This window comes from Pyrodictium brockii (genome assembly GCF_055379715.1).
Genome location: NZ_AP042401.1, coordinates 1,251,765 through 1,266,305, shown reverse-complemented (window position 1 = coordinate 1,266,305; position 14,541 = coordinate 1,251,765). Strand labels below are relative to the sequence as shown.

The 14,541-nt window shown below is 66.0% G+C and carries 13 protein-coding genes; 11 read left to right on the top strand and 2 right to left on the bottom strand.

The features are described from left to right. The first annotated feature begins 36 nt into the window (after positions 1-36). The 5 genes from ACZ42Y_RS06835 to ACZ42Y_RS06815 all read left to right on the top strand — a co-directional run bounded on the left by ACZ42Y_RS06835 (position 37) and on the right by ACZ42Y_RS06815 (position 4,844). Positions 37-720, top strand: a complete 684-nt coding sequence (locus tag ACZ42Y_RS06835) for a DUF5591 domain-containing protein (RefSeq protein WP_464735349.1) — start codon at positions 37-39, stop codon at positions 718-720. A gap of 68 nt (positions 721-788) precedes the next feature. Continuing rightward, positions 789-1,799 carry a D-2-hydroxyacid dehydrogenase gene (locus tag ACZ42Y_RS06830; RefSeq protein WP_201783085.1) on the top strand — a complete coding sequence of 337 codons (1,011 nt, stop codon included), beginning with the start codon at positions 789-791 and terminating at the stop codon, positions 1,797-1,799. Continuing rightward, on the top strand, positions 1,796-2,878 hold the full coding sequence (locus ACZ42Y_RS06825) for a pyridoxal-phosphate-dependent aminotransferase family protein (RefSeq protein ID WP_464735348.1): 1,083 nt from the start codon (positions 1,796-1,798) through the stop codon (positions 2,876-2,878). The genes ACZ42Y_RS06830 and ACZ42Y_RS06825 overlap by 4 nt, the downstream gene beginning before the upstream one ends. Before the next feature lie 57 nt (positions 2,879-2,935). Continuing rightward, a complete protein-coding gene (locus ACZ42Y_RS06820) occupies positions 2,936-4,009 on the top strand; it encodes a radical SAM protein (RefSeq protein WP_464735347.1) in 1,074 nt (357 codons plus the stop codon). Between the two features lie 76 nt (positions 4,010-4,085). Continuing rightward, positions 4,086-4,844, top strand: coding sequence for a phosphatase PAP2 family protein (locus ACZ42Y_RS06815; RefSeq protein WP_464735346.1), 759 nt, complete (start codon positions 4,086-4,088; stop codon positions 4,842-4,844). Here the strand turns inward: ACZ42Y_RS06815 and ACZ42Y_RS06810 are convergent. Next, a complete protein-coding gene (locus ACZ42Y_RS06810; RefSeq protein ID WP_464735345.1) occupies positions 4,841-5,653 on the bottom strand; it encodes a hypothetical protein in 813 nt (270 codons plus the stop codon). The two genes, ACZ42Y_RS06815 and ACZ42Y_RS06810, sit on opposite strands and share 4 nt — an antisense overlap. A 68-nt stretch (positions 5,654-5,721) precedes the next feature. Continuing rightward, on the bottom strand, positions 5,722-6,753 hold the full coding sequence (locus tag ACZ42Y_RS06805) for an ABC transporter ATP-binding protein (protein ID WP_464735344.1): 1,032 nt from the start codon (positions 6,751-6,753) through the stop codon (positions 5,722-5,724). Positions 6,754-6,958: 205 nt separating this feature from the next. Here ACZ42Y_RS06805 and ACZ42Y_RS06800 point away from each other — a divergent pair, with 205 nt between their 5' ends. The 6 genes from ACZ42Y_RS06800 to ACZ42Y_RS06775 all read left to right on the top strand — a co-directional run bounded on the left by ACZ42Y_RS06800 (position 6,959) and on the right by ACZ42Y_RS06775 (position 14,527). Next, a complete protein-coding gene (locus ACZ42Y_RS06800) occupies positions 6,959-8,866 on the top strand; it encodes a KamA family radical SAM protein (protein ID WP_464735343.1) in 1,908 nt (635 codons plus the stop codon). A gap of 500 nt (positions 8,867-9,366) precedes the next feature. After that, positions 9,367-10,653, top strand: a complete 1,287-nt coding sequence (locus tag ACZ42Y_RS06795) for a homocitrate synthase/isopropylmalate synthase family protein (RefSeq protein WP_464735342.1) — start codon at positions 9,367-9,369, stop codon at positions 10,651-10,653. A 176-nt stretch (positions 10,654-10,829) separates the two neighbouring features. Then, complete coding sequence (locus ACZ42Y_RS06790) at positions 10,830-12,143, top strand: 3-isopropylmalate dehydratase large subunit (protein WP_464735341.1); 1,314 nt, start codon at positions 10,830-10,832, stop codon at positions 12,141-12,143. 28 nt (positions 12,144-12,171) lie between these two features. Continuing rightward, entirely contained in the window at positions 12,172-12,684 is a 513-nt protein-coding gene (locus ACZ42Y_RS06785) for a LeuD/DmdB family oxidoreductase small subunit (protein WP_464735340.1), read from the top strand. Between the two features lie 7 nt (positions 12,685-12,691). Continuing rightward, a complete protein-coding gene (locus tag ACZ42Y_RS06780; protein ID WP_464735339.1) occupies positions 12,692-13,720 on the top strand; it encodes an isocitrate/isopropylmalate dehydrogenase family protein in 1,029 nt (342 codons plus the stop codon). Between the two features lie 60 nt (positions 13,721-13,780). Beyond that, entirely contained in the window at positions 13,781-14,527 is a 747-nt protein-coding gene (locus ACZ42Y_RS06775) for a glycerophosphodiester phosphodiesterase (RefSeq protein ID WP_464735338.1), read from the top strand. Positions 14,528-14,541 lie beyond the last annotated feature (14 nt).

Here is a 14,541-nt window from a genome sequence, read left to right as displayed (position 1 = left end):
GGACAGTAAATGGTATTACCGCGCCGGTGCGCCCCGATGTCCGCCGAGGCCCTCCCGGGCACCACTCCGGCCTCCCCGATCCCGGGCACTGTGGCCTCGAGGCCCAGGTTCAGCATCAGGAAGGATGAGGCTGGCCGGCTCGTGCCCCGGCACCACTCCGGCCTGGACCCCGGCCTGGTGGGGGAGCGCGCCTACACTCACCCAGCGGTGCAGGAGTGGTGGCGCTGGCTTCGGGAGGAGTACCGGCCCCCCAGCCCGGTGGCCCTGGTCACGCCCTGCAGCAACGTGAAGCCCTACACCAGGAGCCCCACCTCCAGGAAGGTGAGGGGGCTCCTCCGCCGCCTCGGCCTATGGGGCGGCGGGGCCCCCAGGGGCGTCACCTGGCTCTACTTCTCAGACCTCCTCATCCTGGTGCCCTACGAGAGGGCCGGGGATTACCCAGCCTGCTGCTACGAGGCACCCCCAGACCTGGTGCTCGGGAGCCAGGAGCTGAGGAGCATGGTGACAAGCCTGCTCGCAGAGGCCGTGGAGAGGCTGGTGGAGAGGGGGCTCAGGGAGGCAGTAGTATTCCTTCCCAGGAAGCACCTCACACTCTGGAGGGAGGCACGGGAGAAAGCCGCCAAGTGGCCCAGAGAGTACCACACAGGCTACACCATCTTCTCAACCCGCAGCCTCGAGAAAACACTGAGGAAAACACTGAGCCTCCACGGGCAGGGCTAAGCCTTAAATTAGCCCGTGGGCGAGCTGTGTTTTCTTCCCGGCGGGCTGGAGGAAGCTCCGGAAGGCCCGTGAGGGGAGGTGGTGCAGTTGGATTCGGCCTTGAGCTAGCCTACATCGAGAAGCTCCGCCCCTGCCTCCAGGGCGCCCGCGTCCTGGTAACCGACCCGGTAGACGACCTCCTCCTGGAGGCACTCCGGGCGGTAGGGGCCCAGGTGGACTACAGGCCCGGGATAAGCCGCGGGGAGCTGCTCGCCCTCGTGCCCAGGTACGAGGCCCTCGTCGTGAGAAGCCGGACCCGGGTGGACCGGGAGGTACTCGAGCGTGCCGGGAACCTGCTCGTGGTCGCTAGGGCCGGCGTGGGTCTCGACAACGTGGACCTAGAGGCTGCCAGGGAGCGGAAGGTGCGTGTAGTAAACGCGCCAGGCGCAGCCACCCAGAGCGTCGCCGAGCTCACCATAGCCCTCATGATAGCTGCTGCCCGCCGCCTCCGCGAGTCAATGGAGCTGGCCAGCAGAGGAGTCTGGAAGAAGGTTGTCGGTGTCGAGCTCTACGGCAAGACACTGGCCGTAGTAGGGTTCGGGAGGATAGGCAGGAGGGTGGCCGAGATAGCGAGGGCCATAGGCATGGACATAATAGCGTACGATGTAGTCGATATAAGGGGCCACGCGGAGAAACTGGGCGCCCGAGTCGCCGAGGACCTGCACAGCGCCCTAGCCGAGGCGGACGTGGTTACCCTCCACGTGCCGCTGACCCCCGACACCTACCACCTCATGAGCTGGGAGGAGTTCAAGGCGATGAAGCGGGGCTCCATACTGGTAAACACCAGCAGGGGGGCCGTGGTGGATAGCGAGGCCCTGCTATGGGCCCTCAACGAGGGGGTAGTGGCCACGGCGGCGCTTGATGTACTGGAGCACGAGCCCCCGGCGACGGAGGCGGAGAAGAGGCTGGCCCAGCACCCGAGGGTCATACTCACAACCCATATAGGCGCTTCAACCGTCGAGGCCCAGCGCCGCGTCGCGATAGAGACTGTGAGGAGGCTCCTAGAAGCGCTGGCCGAGGCCAGGGGGTGCAGTAGGTGACCGGGGAGCTGCTCTTCACGCCGGGCCCAGTTATGATGCACGAGCGCGTCCTCCGCGCCATGGCGGGGCAGGTGATCAGCCACCGGTCCGAGGAGTTCCGCCGCCTGCTCGACGAGGTCCGGGAGCTGCTCGCCGGGGTGTACGGGGGCGGCGAGCCTCTAGTGCTCACGGGCAGCGGCACACTAGCGGTAGAGTCTATGGCATGGAGCCTGGTGGAGCCCGGCGAGAGGGTTCTCGTGGTCAGCCACGGGGAGTTCGGCGAGAGGCTGGTCGACACCCTGCGCCGCAGGGGGGCTCTGGTCGAGACTGTGGAGGCCGAGAGGCCGGGCGTCCACGTGCCGGCCGAGAAGGTGATCGAGAAGCTGGATGAGGCCGGGTACGCCGCAGTGGCAATGGTGTATACCGAGACCAGCCTCGGGCTCAGCTACCGGGACGCGGAGCGCGTAGCCAAGGCTGCCAAGGACCGCGGCGCCCTAGTGCTCGTCGACGCCGTCTCAGCCCTCGCCGGGGAGAGGGTGCCGGCCCTCGGCATCGTCGACGCGGTGGCCTCGGCGGCCCAGAAGGCTGTGGCGGGGCCCCCCGGCGTCTCATTCATAGCCGTATCCGGCAACGCCCTGGAGAAGATGAGGAGGCTCCGCGTGAGGCCGCCTAACTACCTGGACCTCTGGAAGGTGTATAGCTTCCACAGCGAGAGGAGGGAGACCCCCTACACGCCCGCAGTCAACCTCCTCTACGGGCTCCGGGAGGCCTTGACGCTCATAGTGGAGAGGGGCGTCGACGCCTGGATAGAGGCCCACCGGGAGAGGGCTGAGATCCTCTACAGCAAGCTTCCAGGCTACGGCCTGGAGCCCGTGGTGGAGCCGGGCTACCGGGCCAACACGGTGGCGGCGTTCTACACCCCGGTGCCGAGCGGCACGCTGGCCTCGGAGCTGGCCCGCCGCGGGATACGCGTGGCCCGCGGCATGGGCCAGCTCCGCGACAGGGTGGTTAGAATAGCCACTATGGGCTGGCTCCCCCACGGCGCGTTCGAGAAGCTTTTCGAGGCCCTCTCCGAGGCCCTGGCTCAGCCCTCCTCCTAGCCGGCGGCCACCAGTTATGGTAGTACAGCCCTCTAGCAGGCCCCGGGGGCCGGGGCCGTGGCCTGGTGGTGGAAGTGGAGCAGGCCCAGCATACTGGTCGAGGGTGCTGAGCGCTACGAGCGGGTGGAGATCCCCGTCTACCGGAGCAGCGGCGGCCCGGTGTTCAAGACGCTGCTGAGCAGCGGCTGCAGGATGGACTGCCGCTACTGCCCCTTCGCCCACGGCGTCCCCGTGGCCAGGGAGGCGTGGAGCCCCGGTAAGCTGGTCCGCGTCTTCCTGGAGGCGTACCGCAGGGGCTGGGTCCGCGGGCTCTTCCTCAGCAGCGGGCTCTACGCCGACCCGGAGAGAGTTAGCGAGGACCTCGTCTCGGTCGCCTGGGAGCTGAGGAGGAGGGGCTACAGGGGCTACCTCCACCTCCGCCTCATGCCCGGTACTCCGCTGTGGCTGGTCCGGGAGGCGCTCCGGGTGGCGGACCGTGTGGGGCTCAACTTGGAGGCGCCGGGGCCCAGCAGGCTGGCGGAGATAGCGCCGAGCAAGGGAAGCTGGAGCCTCGACCTCCTCAGCCGCCTCCTCTACGCGGCCCATGCAGCCGGGGACCCGCGTAGGGTTGATACCCAGCTCGTTGTCGGGGCGTCGGGGGAGAGCGACTGGGAAATACTGCAGCTTGCGGAGAACCTTTCCAGGGAGGGTGTCGGGGTTATGCACTTCAGCCCCTACACCCCGGTGCCCGGGACCCCACTCGCCAGGGTGAGGAGGGCGACCCCCGCCTGGAGGAGCAGGCAGCTCTACGAGGCCTGGACCCTCATCAGCCGCTACGGCTTCACCCTGCGGGACATCGAGCCCCTGCTCGACGATGATGGCAACCTGCCGCCCTCCACCAGGCCGCTCAAGGAGAGGCTGGCCGAGGCGCACCCCGAGTGGTTCCCCGTGGACCCCTGGACCGCCCCGCTGCGGGAGCTGCTCCGGGTACCCGGCATCGGCCCCGCCAGGGCGAGGAGGCTGCTCGACGCCAGGGAGAAGGGCGTGCTGGACGCGGCGACGCTACGCCGCATCCTAGGGCCAGGCTGGCGCCGGGCGCAGCGCTACCTCGACCTATCGGGCCCCGGCCTAGCGGCGCTCGCCCGCCGCTAGCCCTCCAGCTTCCTTTATCCCGGGGAGCGGGCCTCCTGGGTAGCCAGGGGCGCGCGGGCGGCTGCCGGGGATAGTCTTGGCCGGCTATGGTGGCAGGGCTGGTGTCCTCCAGGCCGGGGGCGGCGGAAGGGGGAGGGTGCTGCTGTCGCGCGTGCTCACGGGCGTAATACCCTTCATAGTGGTCTACATCGGCTACGTGTCGGCCCGCGACATAGCGCTGCGGCTGCACGGGGCGGCGGCCTTCATCCCGACGGCGAGCATAGATGCCGAGAGGAGGCTCTTCGGCGAAACCCTCGCAGCCTTCTTCGCAGCCCATCGGAGCCTGGCACTTGACGTGGCTGCTAACCTTGTCTACGCGCTCCATCCCCTCTACTTCCTGGTCTTTTCCTTCTACATGCTCTTCCGCCGTCCCCGCCTCTTCCGCGGGCTCCTCCTCTCCTTCCTGGCCGCCAGCTCGGTGGCGACGCTGGTGTTCGCCCTCTACCCCACGGCCCCGCCCTGGGTGGCGCTGCCGGGCGTCAATAGGCCGCCCAATTCTCTGCTTAAGCTGCAGGAGGCTATACTCGGGATGGGGACGCCCGTAGACCCGAACCCCTTCGCGGCCATGCCTAGCATGCACGTCTGTGTGGCAACCCTGTTCGCCTACTACCTCTGGAGGCTCACCGGCCGCCGCCTCCCCGGTGCGGCCTGGGTGCTGGTCATGGCGCTAGCCACGTTCTACACGGCCAACCACTACCTGCTCGACGCGGTAGCGGGCATCCTCCTGGGGCTAGCGTCGGGGCACCTGGGCTGGCTCCTGCAGGCGGATAGGCACGCAGAAGGAGCCCCCGGCTAGGACGGCTCTCCCGCCACCGCCACGGGGACTACGGCCTCAGCTTTACCCCCCTCAGGATCCACGAGGCCTAGCACGAGAGGCGTGGTGGCATAGAGCTTCGCCACTAGCTCCGCCGGCTCCCTATCCTCGGAGAGGTACTGGATCACTGCACGGGTGTAGGGGGGCGCCCCTCCCACGAGCAGCCCACCGAGGGGTGCCAGGAAGCCGCCTCCCCTGGAGAGGTGCTCCCAGGACAGCGTGTCCTGGCCGCGGAAGAGCTTGAGGTGAAGCAGCCCGTGGGGGGCCTTTTCCAGGCTGTCCACCGCCAGGTAGTAGCTCTCCCTACTGCTAGGCTCCAGCCCCCCGAGATCCAGGAGCGAGAGGGAGCCGGGGGGTATGCGGAGCTTGTAAGCCCTCACCAGCACCGGGTGCAGGGACTCTAGGGCCTCCAGGAGGCCGGTAGCGTTGAACTCGAGTTCTATGATGGGCCCTCTGCTGGGGGACACCTGGAGCAGGCCCCTGCCCCTGCCGCCCAGGGTAATCATTATGGAGGCGTCCTTCTTGATGTAGATGCCTCCCCAGGGCAGCGTTATGTTGGTGCCCGTCTCCCCTAGCCTGAGGATCACCGTTCTCAGCAGCAGCGCCCTGTCAAGGTCTATGTAGACGCTGCAGTACACGCCGTGCAGCGAGGCCATGCAGTAGCCGTTCGCATACCCTGTGTAGACCCTCACGGCGGCCCGGCTGGCGCTCACCGTGTAGTGGTACAGGGCTGCGAGCGATACGAGGAGGGCTGCGAGAAGTAGCAGCAGCCTGAGCCTGGCAGCATTCATGGCACACAGCCCCTCTGCAGTCGCCTTATCCTGCAGCGGCGCCCCGGTGTAAATAATGCCCCCGCTTGTTAGGCGCTGAGCGGGTGGGCGAGGCCCCAGTCTATGCTGAAGCGCAACTCCACCCCCGGCTCCAGGTGCTCTGCATCCCTGGGGTGGAGGTAGGCCCTCAGCAGCCCCGCCTCCGTCTCCAGCAGCACGGTGACCCTGCCCCTCTCCCTGGCGAGGCTCCGGACCCTCCCCCTGTAGGCACCGTCCGGATCCGGGGCCACCGCCTCCGGCGGCACGGAGTAGACGCCCTGCATGCCGGGGTCGAGCCTCCCTGCCTCGACCACGTTGTGGCCTAGGAACCTCGCCACACGCGCCGAGGGAGGCCGGTAGTACACCTCCACCGATCTCCCGAAAGCCTCGATCCTCCCCTCGATGAGTACCGCGAGGTGGGTTGCAAGCGCCAGGGCCTCGTCCTGGTCATGTGTGACGTGCACCACAGTGGCGCCGGTTGCCCTATGTATAGCCGCCAACTCGCCGCGGAGCTGCTCAGCCAGCGGCCGGTCCAGGTGGCTGAGCGGCTCGTCGAGCAGCAGCACCCCTGCCCTGGTAGCCAGCGCCACCGCTATCGCGGCCCTCTGGAGCTGGCCCCCGCTGAGCCCGCCCGGCCTACGGTCGAGAACATCCTCTATCCCCAGCATCGCCGCCAGCCGCCGGGCCTCCTCCCGGGCCTCGCTCCGGCTGAGCCCCGCCCTCGTCTCGGCCGCTAGGATGATGTTCTCCTCGACCGTTAGGTGGGGGAGCAGCCCCGGCACCTGCTGGACCAGAGCGACCCCCCTCTCCCATGGGGGCTTCCTCGTCACATCCCTGCCCCCGACCAGCACGCGGCCCTCATCGGGCTCCAGCAGCCCTGCTATGGTGCGGAGCAGCGTTGTCTTCCCCGAGCCGCTGGGACCGAGTACCACCAGGTAGCCCGCTTCCTCGAGGCCGAAGCTCACCCGGTGGAGAACCCTCCTACCCCCAAGGCTGACGCTGAGGCCCTCAACCCGTATGCCGTGTGCCACAGCTCTCAGGGCCCCGGGCTCTAGCAGCACTCTCCAGCCGAATAGGCTCAAAAGGCCGGTGGAGCGGCATAGCCGCCGGCCCGGGGCGCAGGGCGCCGGGGCCCTCGCGTCCATGGAGCCGGCTCGTCGCGGGCTGTGCTTGTCCACGTCGTTCCACTCAGAAGATCCACCTTAGGAGAAATTAAATTAGAATTAAAGAAGAAGAAATTATTAATGGTAGTGGTGCCCTCCAGGTAACATTGCAGGGTGGAGCAACTTGGCCTCTATATTGCAGAGCCACTACGGGCACTACGATTACTCCCGTATACACAGCACGGACGTGCCCCTCCAGATAGTGAAGCCGGCCACCAGCATAGACCTGGAGGGGTTCCTCTGGAGGGAGGACCCCAGTATAAAGGAGATATTGGCCTCCTCGAGCAGCCTCGAGGAGGCCAGGAGGAGCCTATTCCTCTACCTAAACCAGCTCGAGTGGCGCCTCTACAGCGGCGAGGATAAGCTCCACCCCCTAGTGGAGGCCGTGGCGAGGGACGCTATACGCGTATTCAAGAACATAATATCGCCTAGGAACGAGAAGCTGACCGGCTACAGCGCCCTCTACTGTCTCTGGAGGCTCGCCCGGGAGGGGAGAGCGGCCGCCAGGGAGGTTGACGAGGGCTTCGTATACGAGTTCAAGCACCTATTCAAGGCTATAAACGGGAGGCCGGACATCTACCCCGCCAAGTACGCGGAGGGCCTGGAACAGGTAGACTTCACCAGGATAAAGGGCCGCAGGGCCGGCATAGCCAGGAGCAACTACCTCGACGAACTCGCCAGGAGGGTTAGGGAGTACCTCAAACGCTACCCCAGCGGCCTCGACCCGGAGGTGGTGAAGCGGAGGCGGAGGAATGTCGAGAGGATACTCCAGGTGCTGGGAGGCTCGCCCGACGATTGGAGAGACTACCGCTGGCACTTCCGCAACGTGCTCAAGGGCCGCCGCGGGATAAAGGTGCTGCGAGAGCTCCTTGGCCTCGAGGGCGAGGACCTGGAGGCGCTCACCAAGGCCCTGGAGCACCGTGTACCCTTCGGCATAACCCCCTACTACCTCCACCTCTTCGACCTCGACAGCCCGTGGAGCCACGACCACCAGGTGAGGAGGCAGGTCCTCCCACCGCTCCACTACGTGAAGACGATGATAGAGCATAGGGATGACAGGGAGTACTACTTCGACTTCATGGGGGAGCACGACACCAGCCCCCACCCCTTGATAACTCGCCGCTACCCGATGGTGGCTATACTCAAGGCGGCTAACACCTGCCCGCAGATATGCGTCTACTGCCAGCGCAACTGGGAGATAGTGACCGCCCTAGACCCCCAGGGGATACCCGCCAGGAAGCTGATAGATAAGGCGATAGACTGGTTCGCGGAGCACCCGGAGATAAGGGATGTACTGGTAACCGGCGGCGACCCTATGATACTCGATGACGCCACTATAGAGCATATAGTGAAGAGGCTCTCCGAGCTGGACCACGTGGAGCTGATAAGGATAGGCACGAGGATACTCGTAACAGTGCCCTTCAGGATAACCGAGGAGCTGGCCGAGATGCTTGGCAGCTACGTCGAGCCCGGCAAGAGGGTGATAAGCATCTCGACCCACGTGGAGTCCGCCTACGAGGTCACGCCCGAGATGGCTGAGGCCGTCTACAAGCTCCGCCGCAACGGGATAATGGTGTACAACCAGCAGGTCTACACCTTCTGGGTGAGCCGCCGCTTCGAGACGGTGGCGCTGAGAATAGCCCTCAAGAAGGCCGGGATAGACCCCTACTACACCTTCTACCCCAAGGGCAAGTGGGAGACCAAGGACTACCTCGTGCCGGTGGCCAGGATACTCCAGGAGAGGAAGGAGGAGGCCCGCCTCCTCCCAGGAACCTTCCGGACCGAGGAACCGGTGTTCAACGTGCCGAGGCTCGGCAAGAACCATCTCCGCGCCGGCCAGGACCACGAGTTGATAATGATAAGGCCTGACGGCCGCCGCGTCTACCTCTGGCACCCCTGGGAGAAGAACATCCAGCTGGTGGACCCCTACATATACACCGACATGGTATCGATAAAGATGTATCTAGACAAGCTCCGGGAGGTGTTCGGCGAGGACCCCGAGGACTACAAAAGCATATGGTACTACTACTAGGCATCTAGCGCAGGGCTCGGCCCCTGCAAGGCGCCATTGTCCCGACTTTTCCGCGCGCATTCCCCTTCCCGCCCTTCTCCCAGGCCCCCCTTACTGGCGAACGCTTCTCCAGCTCCCATGGCCTGGAAGCAACACAGTAGTTAGGAGGGATCCCGGCGGGGCGGCTTCAGAACGTTCGGCGACAACGCATGGTAACTGCGGAACCTGGCCTTTCCCCCTGCTCTCTGGCCCGGATACCGGATCCATTATGCACTAGGCGCTTCGGGATCCGTTCTAGGCTGGGAGGGGTGCGGGTTACACGAGCAGAGGTGCGGAAACAGTAGCCGTGAAGTAGCCCCGCCGGCCAGGAGTCCGGCGCCCATTATCGGCATATTATTAGCCGGTGGATCGGCTGAGGCCCTCTGTCCCCGGGTTGCAGGAGCGGGGCCTGCCGCCGTCCTGGAGCCCCGCCGCCACGCCATCGGGGGTGGTGCGGGTTTACGGAGGTAGCAGGGCTGGAGTTGTACCGGGACGCGTTCCCCCGGGGGGAGCCTCCTCGAATACTGTTCGATGGCGGGGCTCCCCGCTGGTTTGAGCCGGACCGGATAGCCGTCACCGATACCACGCTGAGGGATGGGCAGCAGGGCTGGAGGCCGATAACCGTCGAGGAGGGGCTGAGGATATATGAGCTGCTCGTCGAGCTCGGCGGCCGCGGCTCGATAGTGTCCACCGAGCTGTTCCTCTACACGCCTAGGGACCGGGAGCTGGCCAGGAAGATAATAGAGTATGGCGCCGAGTACCCGAGGCCCATAGGCTGGATAAGGGCCACTATGAACGACCTGAAGCTGGTCGTGGAGGCAGGTCTTGAGGAGACGACGCTACTTACTAGTATAAGCGACTACCACATCTACTACAAGTTCGGCGTTACAAGGGAGAGGGCGTTCGAGAAGTATCTCTCGGTCGTCGAGGAGGCTATGAAGCGGGGCATAGTGGTGCGCTGCACACTGGAGGACGCTACAAGGGCCAGCCTCGAGAAGAACGTACTGCCCTTCGTGGAGAGGCTTATGAGGCTCAGCGAGCGCTACGGCCTGGACTTCCGAGTGAAGGTGGCCGACACCCTGGGCCTGGGGCTCCCCTTCCCGGAGGTCCCGCCTCCACGCGGCGTGCCCGCCCTGGTGTCGGCGCTCCGGGAGGCCGGGCTACGGGCCGACCAGATAGAGTTTCATGGCCACAACGATCTGGGCCTTGTTGTGGCGAACCACCTGGCTGCCTGGATCTACGGGGCGGGGCTGAGCAACTGCACACTGCTAGGTATAGGGGAGAGGGCTGGGAACTGCCCGCTCGAGGTGATGCTGCTCCACTACGCCGGGCTCACCGGCCGCCTCGACAGGGTGAACCTCAAGGCGCTCCCCAGGGTGGTGGAGACGCTGGAGGCGATGGGCTATCAGGTACCCGAGTACCAGCCGCTGGTCGGGAGGAACGCCTTCCGCACCAAGGCGGGGGTGCATATAGACGGGCTGCTGAAGAACCCGGAGGTCTACCTCCCCTTCGACCCCGCCATAGTGGGGAGGAAGGCCGAGGTGGCGGTCACCGCCTACGGGGGCCGCGCGGCGGTCCTCATGTGGCTCCGCAGCAGGCTCCCCAGGGAGGCCGCCGAGCGGCTGAGCAAGAACGATCCCAGGGTGGAGGCGGTCTATAGGGAGGTTGTGAGGGTGTTCGATGAGAGCGGCCGCCACACGCCGCTCAGCGACGAGGAAATGGAGAGGATTGCCGCACGCTACTTCCCGGAGCTAGGGGGCCGGGACTAGCCCCTCCACACTTGTTCCATGCAGGGTTGACCGTGTGCGCGGAGTTATAAGGGTGGGTGTGTCCGCAGGCCGCCGCGGGCACCATCCCGTGCATGCCTCTGCGCGCGGCCCAATGTCATGGAGGGTGTGGGCCTCCCGGAAGCATAGGGTGATGGTCTGAGGAGAGGTGTTGCGGGTTGGGCAGCGGACTAACCCTCACCGAGAAGCTGTTCAAGGGCAAGCTCGGCAGGGTGCCCGAGAGGGGAGAGATAGCAGTAGTCCCGGTGGACCTTGTCTACGCCCATGACGGCACCTTCACACTGGCCCTGGAGGTCATGAAGAAGACGCAGCTGCTCGACAGGATATTCGACCCGGACAAGGTGGCGCTCTTCATAGACCACGCAGCGCCGCCGCCGACCGTGGCGGCCGCAATGGTCCACGAGGTGATGCGGAGGTTCGCCAGGGAGCGCGGCGTGAGGTTCTACGACGTCGGCACCGGGATATGCCACCAGGTGGTCGCGGACGAGGCGCTGGCGCGGCCGGGCATGTTCATTGTCGGCGCTGACAGCCACACGGTGACCGGGGGCGCTTTCGCAGCCTTCGCCACGGGTGTGGGGAGCACGGACGCGGCTGTAGCCATGGCCACTGGGAAGATATGGCTCCGTGTCCCCGAGCAGGTGCGGGTCCGGCTCTCAGGCGAGCCCCCCGGCTACATAATGGGCAAGGATATCGTGCTCAGCATTATAGGCAAGGTGGGCTCCGACGGCATGATATACAAGGCCGCGGAGTTCCAGGGCGAGGGGCTCAAGAGTATATCGATGGACTCGAGGATGACTATAAGCAACATGTCCGTTGAGATGGGGGCTAAGGTGGGCCTCTTCCCCTCCGACGATGTCACGGTGGAGTGGTTCCGCGGTGTCCACGGCCTAGAGGTGCCTAGGCTGGAGCCCGACCCCGGCGCCGACTACGACGACGAGCTGGAGGTGGAGCTGCCTAGCCTGGAGCCCGTGGTGGCGGCGCCACCGAACGTGGACAACGTAAAGCCCGTGAGGGAGGTTGAGGGCGTCGAGGTCAACCAGGTGTTCATAGGGAGCTGCACCAACGGCCGCTACGAGGACTACGTGGCGGCCGCGAGGATACTGAAGGGCCGGAGAGTGAAGGAGGGGGTGCGCTGCATAGCCATACCCGCGTCCAGGAAGGTCTACGAGAGACTCCTCCGCAACGGGGTCATAGACATACTGGTCAAGGCGGGCTGCTTCGTAGCCTTCGGCACCTGCGGCCCCTGCATAGGCGCCCACCTGGGCCTCCTCGGCGAGGGCGAGGTGGCGGTATCGACGAGCAACAGGAACTTCCCAGGCCGCATGGGCCACAAGGACTCGAAGATATACCTGGCCAGCCCCGCCACGGCGGCCGCGGCGGCGGCGACGGGGAGGATAACCGACCCCCGCGAGCTGCTGCCCGCGGACGCAAGGCTCATGGTTGTTGACCCTAGCTACAGCTACAAGCCCTAAGCCCTCTGCCATGGAGGTGTCGAGCGGCATGGCCCGGGTCATACGTGGGAGGGCGTGGGTCCTCGGGGACAATATAAGCACGGACCACATAATAAGCGGGAAGTACAAGTTCGCTAAGATAAATAGGCTAGAGGACATGCTGCCCTACGTGTTGGAGGAGGTCATACCGGGCTTCTACAAGAAGCTCAGGCCCGGCGACGTGATTGTGGCGGGCCGGGGCTTCGGCTACGGCAGCAGCAGGGAGCACGCGCCGAGGCTCCTCAAACTAGCCGGCGTAGGAGCGGTGCTCGCCAAGAGCTTCCACAGGATATTCTACAGGAACTCGATAAACATAGGCCTCCCGGTGATAGTGGTCAGGAAGCTGCCCGACGTGACCAGGCAGGGCGACGAGGTGGAGGTGGACCTGGAGGCGGGCGTGGCGAGGAACCTCACCAGGGGGGTGGAGGAGAGGTTCCAGCCCCCGCCGGCCAGGCTCCTGGAGATACTCGAGGCCGGGGGCATAGTGGAGTACATACGGAAGACCGGCAGGCTCCCCTGGTGAAGGCCTCATGCCACGCCGCTACCACGTGGTGGTCATACCCGGCGACGGGATAGGCCCGGAGGTCATAGCGGCCGCCCGCCGGGTGATAGAGCCCCTCGGCTTCTTCGAGCTAGAGGAGCTGGAGGCGGGGCTAGCCTACTACAAGCGGACAGGCCGGCCATACCCCGACGACTTCCTCGACCGGCTACGCGCCGCCGACGCGGTGCTGAAGGGGCCCCTCGCAACCCCCGTGGGCCCTGGGGGCTACAGGAGCATCAACGTCTTCATCAGGCAGAGCCTGGACCTCTACGCCAACCTTAGGCCCTGCCGCGGCTACCCCGGCGTCTCCCCCAGAGTGTTCAACATGGTTATAGTGAGAGAGAACACCGAGGGCCTCTACACCGGGATCGAGGGCTCGTTCCGCGACCAGGCGGTGGCGCTGAAGATAGTGACGCGCAGGGGCTCCGAGAGGATAGCGAGGTTCGCCCTTGACTATGCGTCTAGGAAGGGCTACAGGAGGATCACAGCAGTCCACAAGGCCAACATACTCAAGCTGAGCGACGGCCTCTTCCTCGAGGCCTTCCGGGAGCTGGCCAGGGAGTACCCGGGGATAGAGGCGGACGACATGATAGTCGACGCCGCAGCCTACAACATGGCGCGGACGCCGGAGCGCTTCCAGGTAATAGTGACCCTCAACCTGTACGGCGACATACTCAGCGACCTCGCCGCGGGGCTCGCCGGCAGCCTGGGGCTATGCGGCTCCGGCCAGATAGGGGAGCGCTACGCCGTCTTCGAGCCGGTCCATGGGGCGGGCTTCGACATAGCCGGTAAGGGGGTGGCGAACCCCGTGGCGGCAATCCACGCCGCCCGGCTCATGATGGAGCACCTGGCCGAGAGGCACGGCGACCGGAGGCTGGCGGAGGCGGCCGAGAAGCTGGACCAGGCAGTGGAGAAGACGCTGGTCGAGGACCGCGTGCTCACCCCGGACCTAGGCGGCACGGCCAAGACTATGGATGTGGCCGAGAACGTGGCCCGAAGGCTTGGAGAGATGCTCTAGGAGCACCCCGGGCCGCCTCCCCGGGTTTAAACCCCTGGGCTAGCGCACCCCTCCTCCCCGGTGCTTGGCGCTGTGCACCCCATCCTAGAGGCTCTGGGCCGCCGGCCCTTCGCCGTGGTGGGCCACCGTGGGGCGAAGGGCCTGGCGCCCGAGAACACGCTGGCGGCGCTCCGCAGGGCGGTGGAGGCCGGGGCTGATATAGCGGAGTTCGACATGCAGGTCACGGCTGATGGCCACGTCGTGGCCTCCCACGACCCGGTTATCAAGGGCGTCGACGACAGGACCCTGAACGTGAGGAAGGCCAGCCTGGACGAGGTCAAGGCGGTGGACCTGGGCGGAGGCGAGCATCCGCCGACCCTGGAGGAGCTGCTGGCCGAGGCTCGTGGCAGGATCCTCCTCTTCCTGGAGGTCAAGGAGCCCGGGGACACGGGGCGCGTGCTGGAGGTGGTGAGGAGGGAGAAGGCAGTGGACATGGTGGCGCTGATAAGCTTCCACGACGAGGCCCTCCTCGAGGCCAGGAGGCTGGAGCCGGGGCTGCCCACGGGGATAGTCTACTTCAAGCCCCCGGGCAGGATCCTCGACTGCCGCAGGCTGGGCTGCAGGATAGTCCTCCCCCGCTACCCCCTGGCCACGGAGAAGGCTGTGGCCCTCGCCCACCGCCTCGGCCTTCGCGTCGTAGCCTGGACGGTGAACGAGGAGCGCTGGATCCTAGAGCTGGCCCGCCGCGGGGTGGACGGGATAGCCACCGACTACCCAGACATGGCGGCAGCTGTGAGAAGCCGGCTGGCCGCCGGGCAGGCGGGGTAGCCCTCATTGGGGCC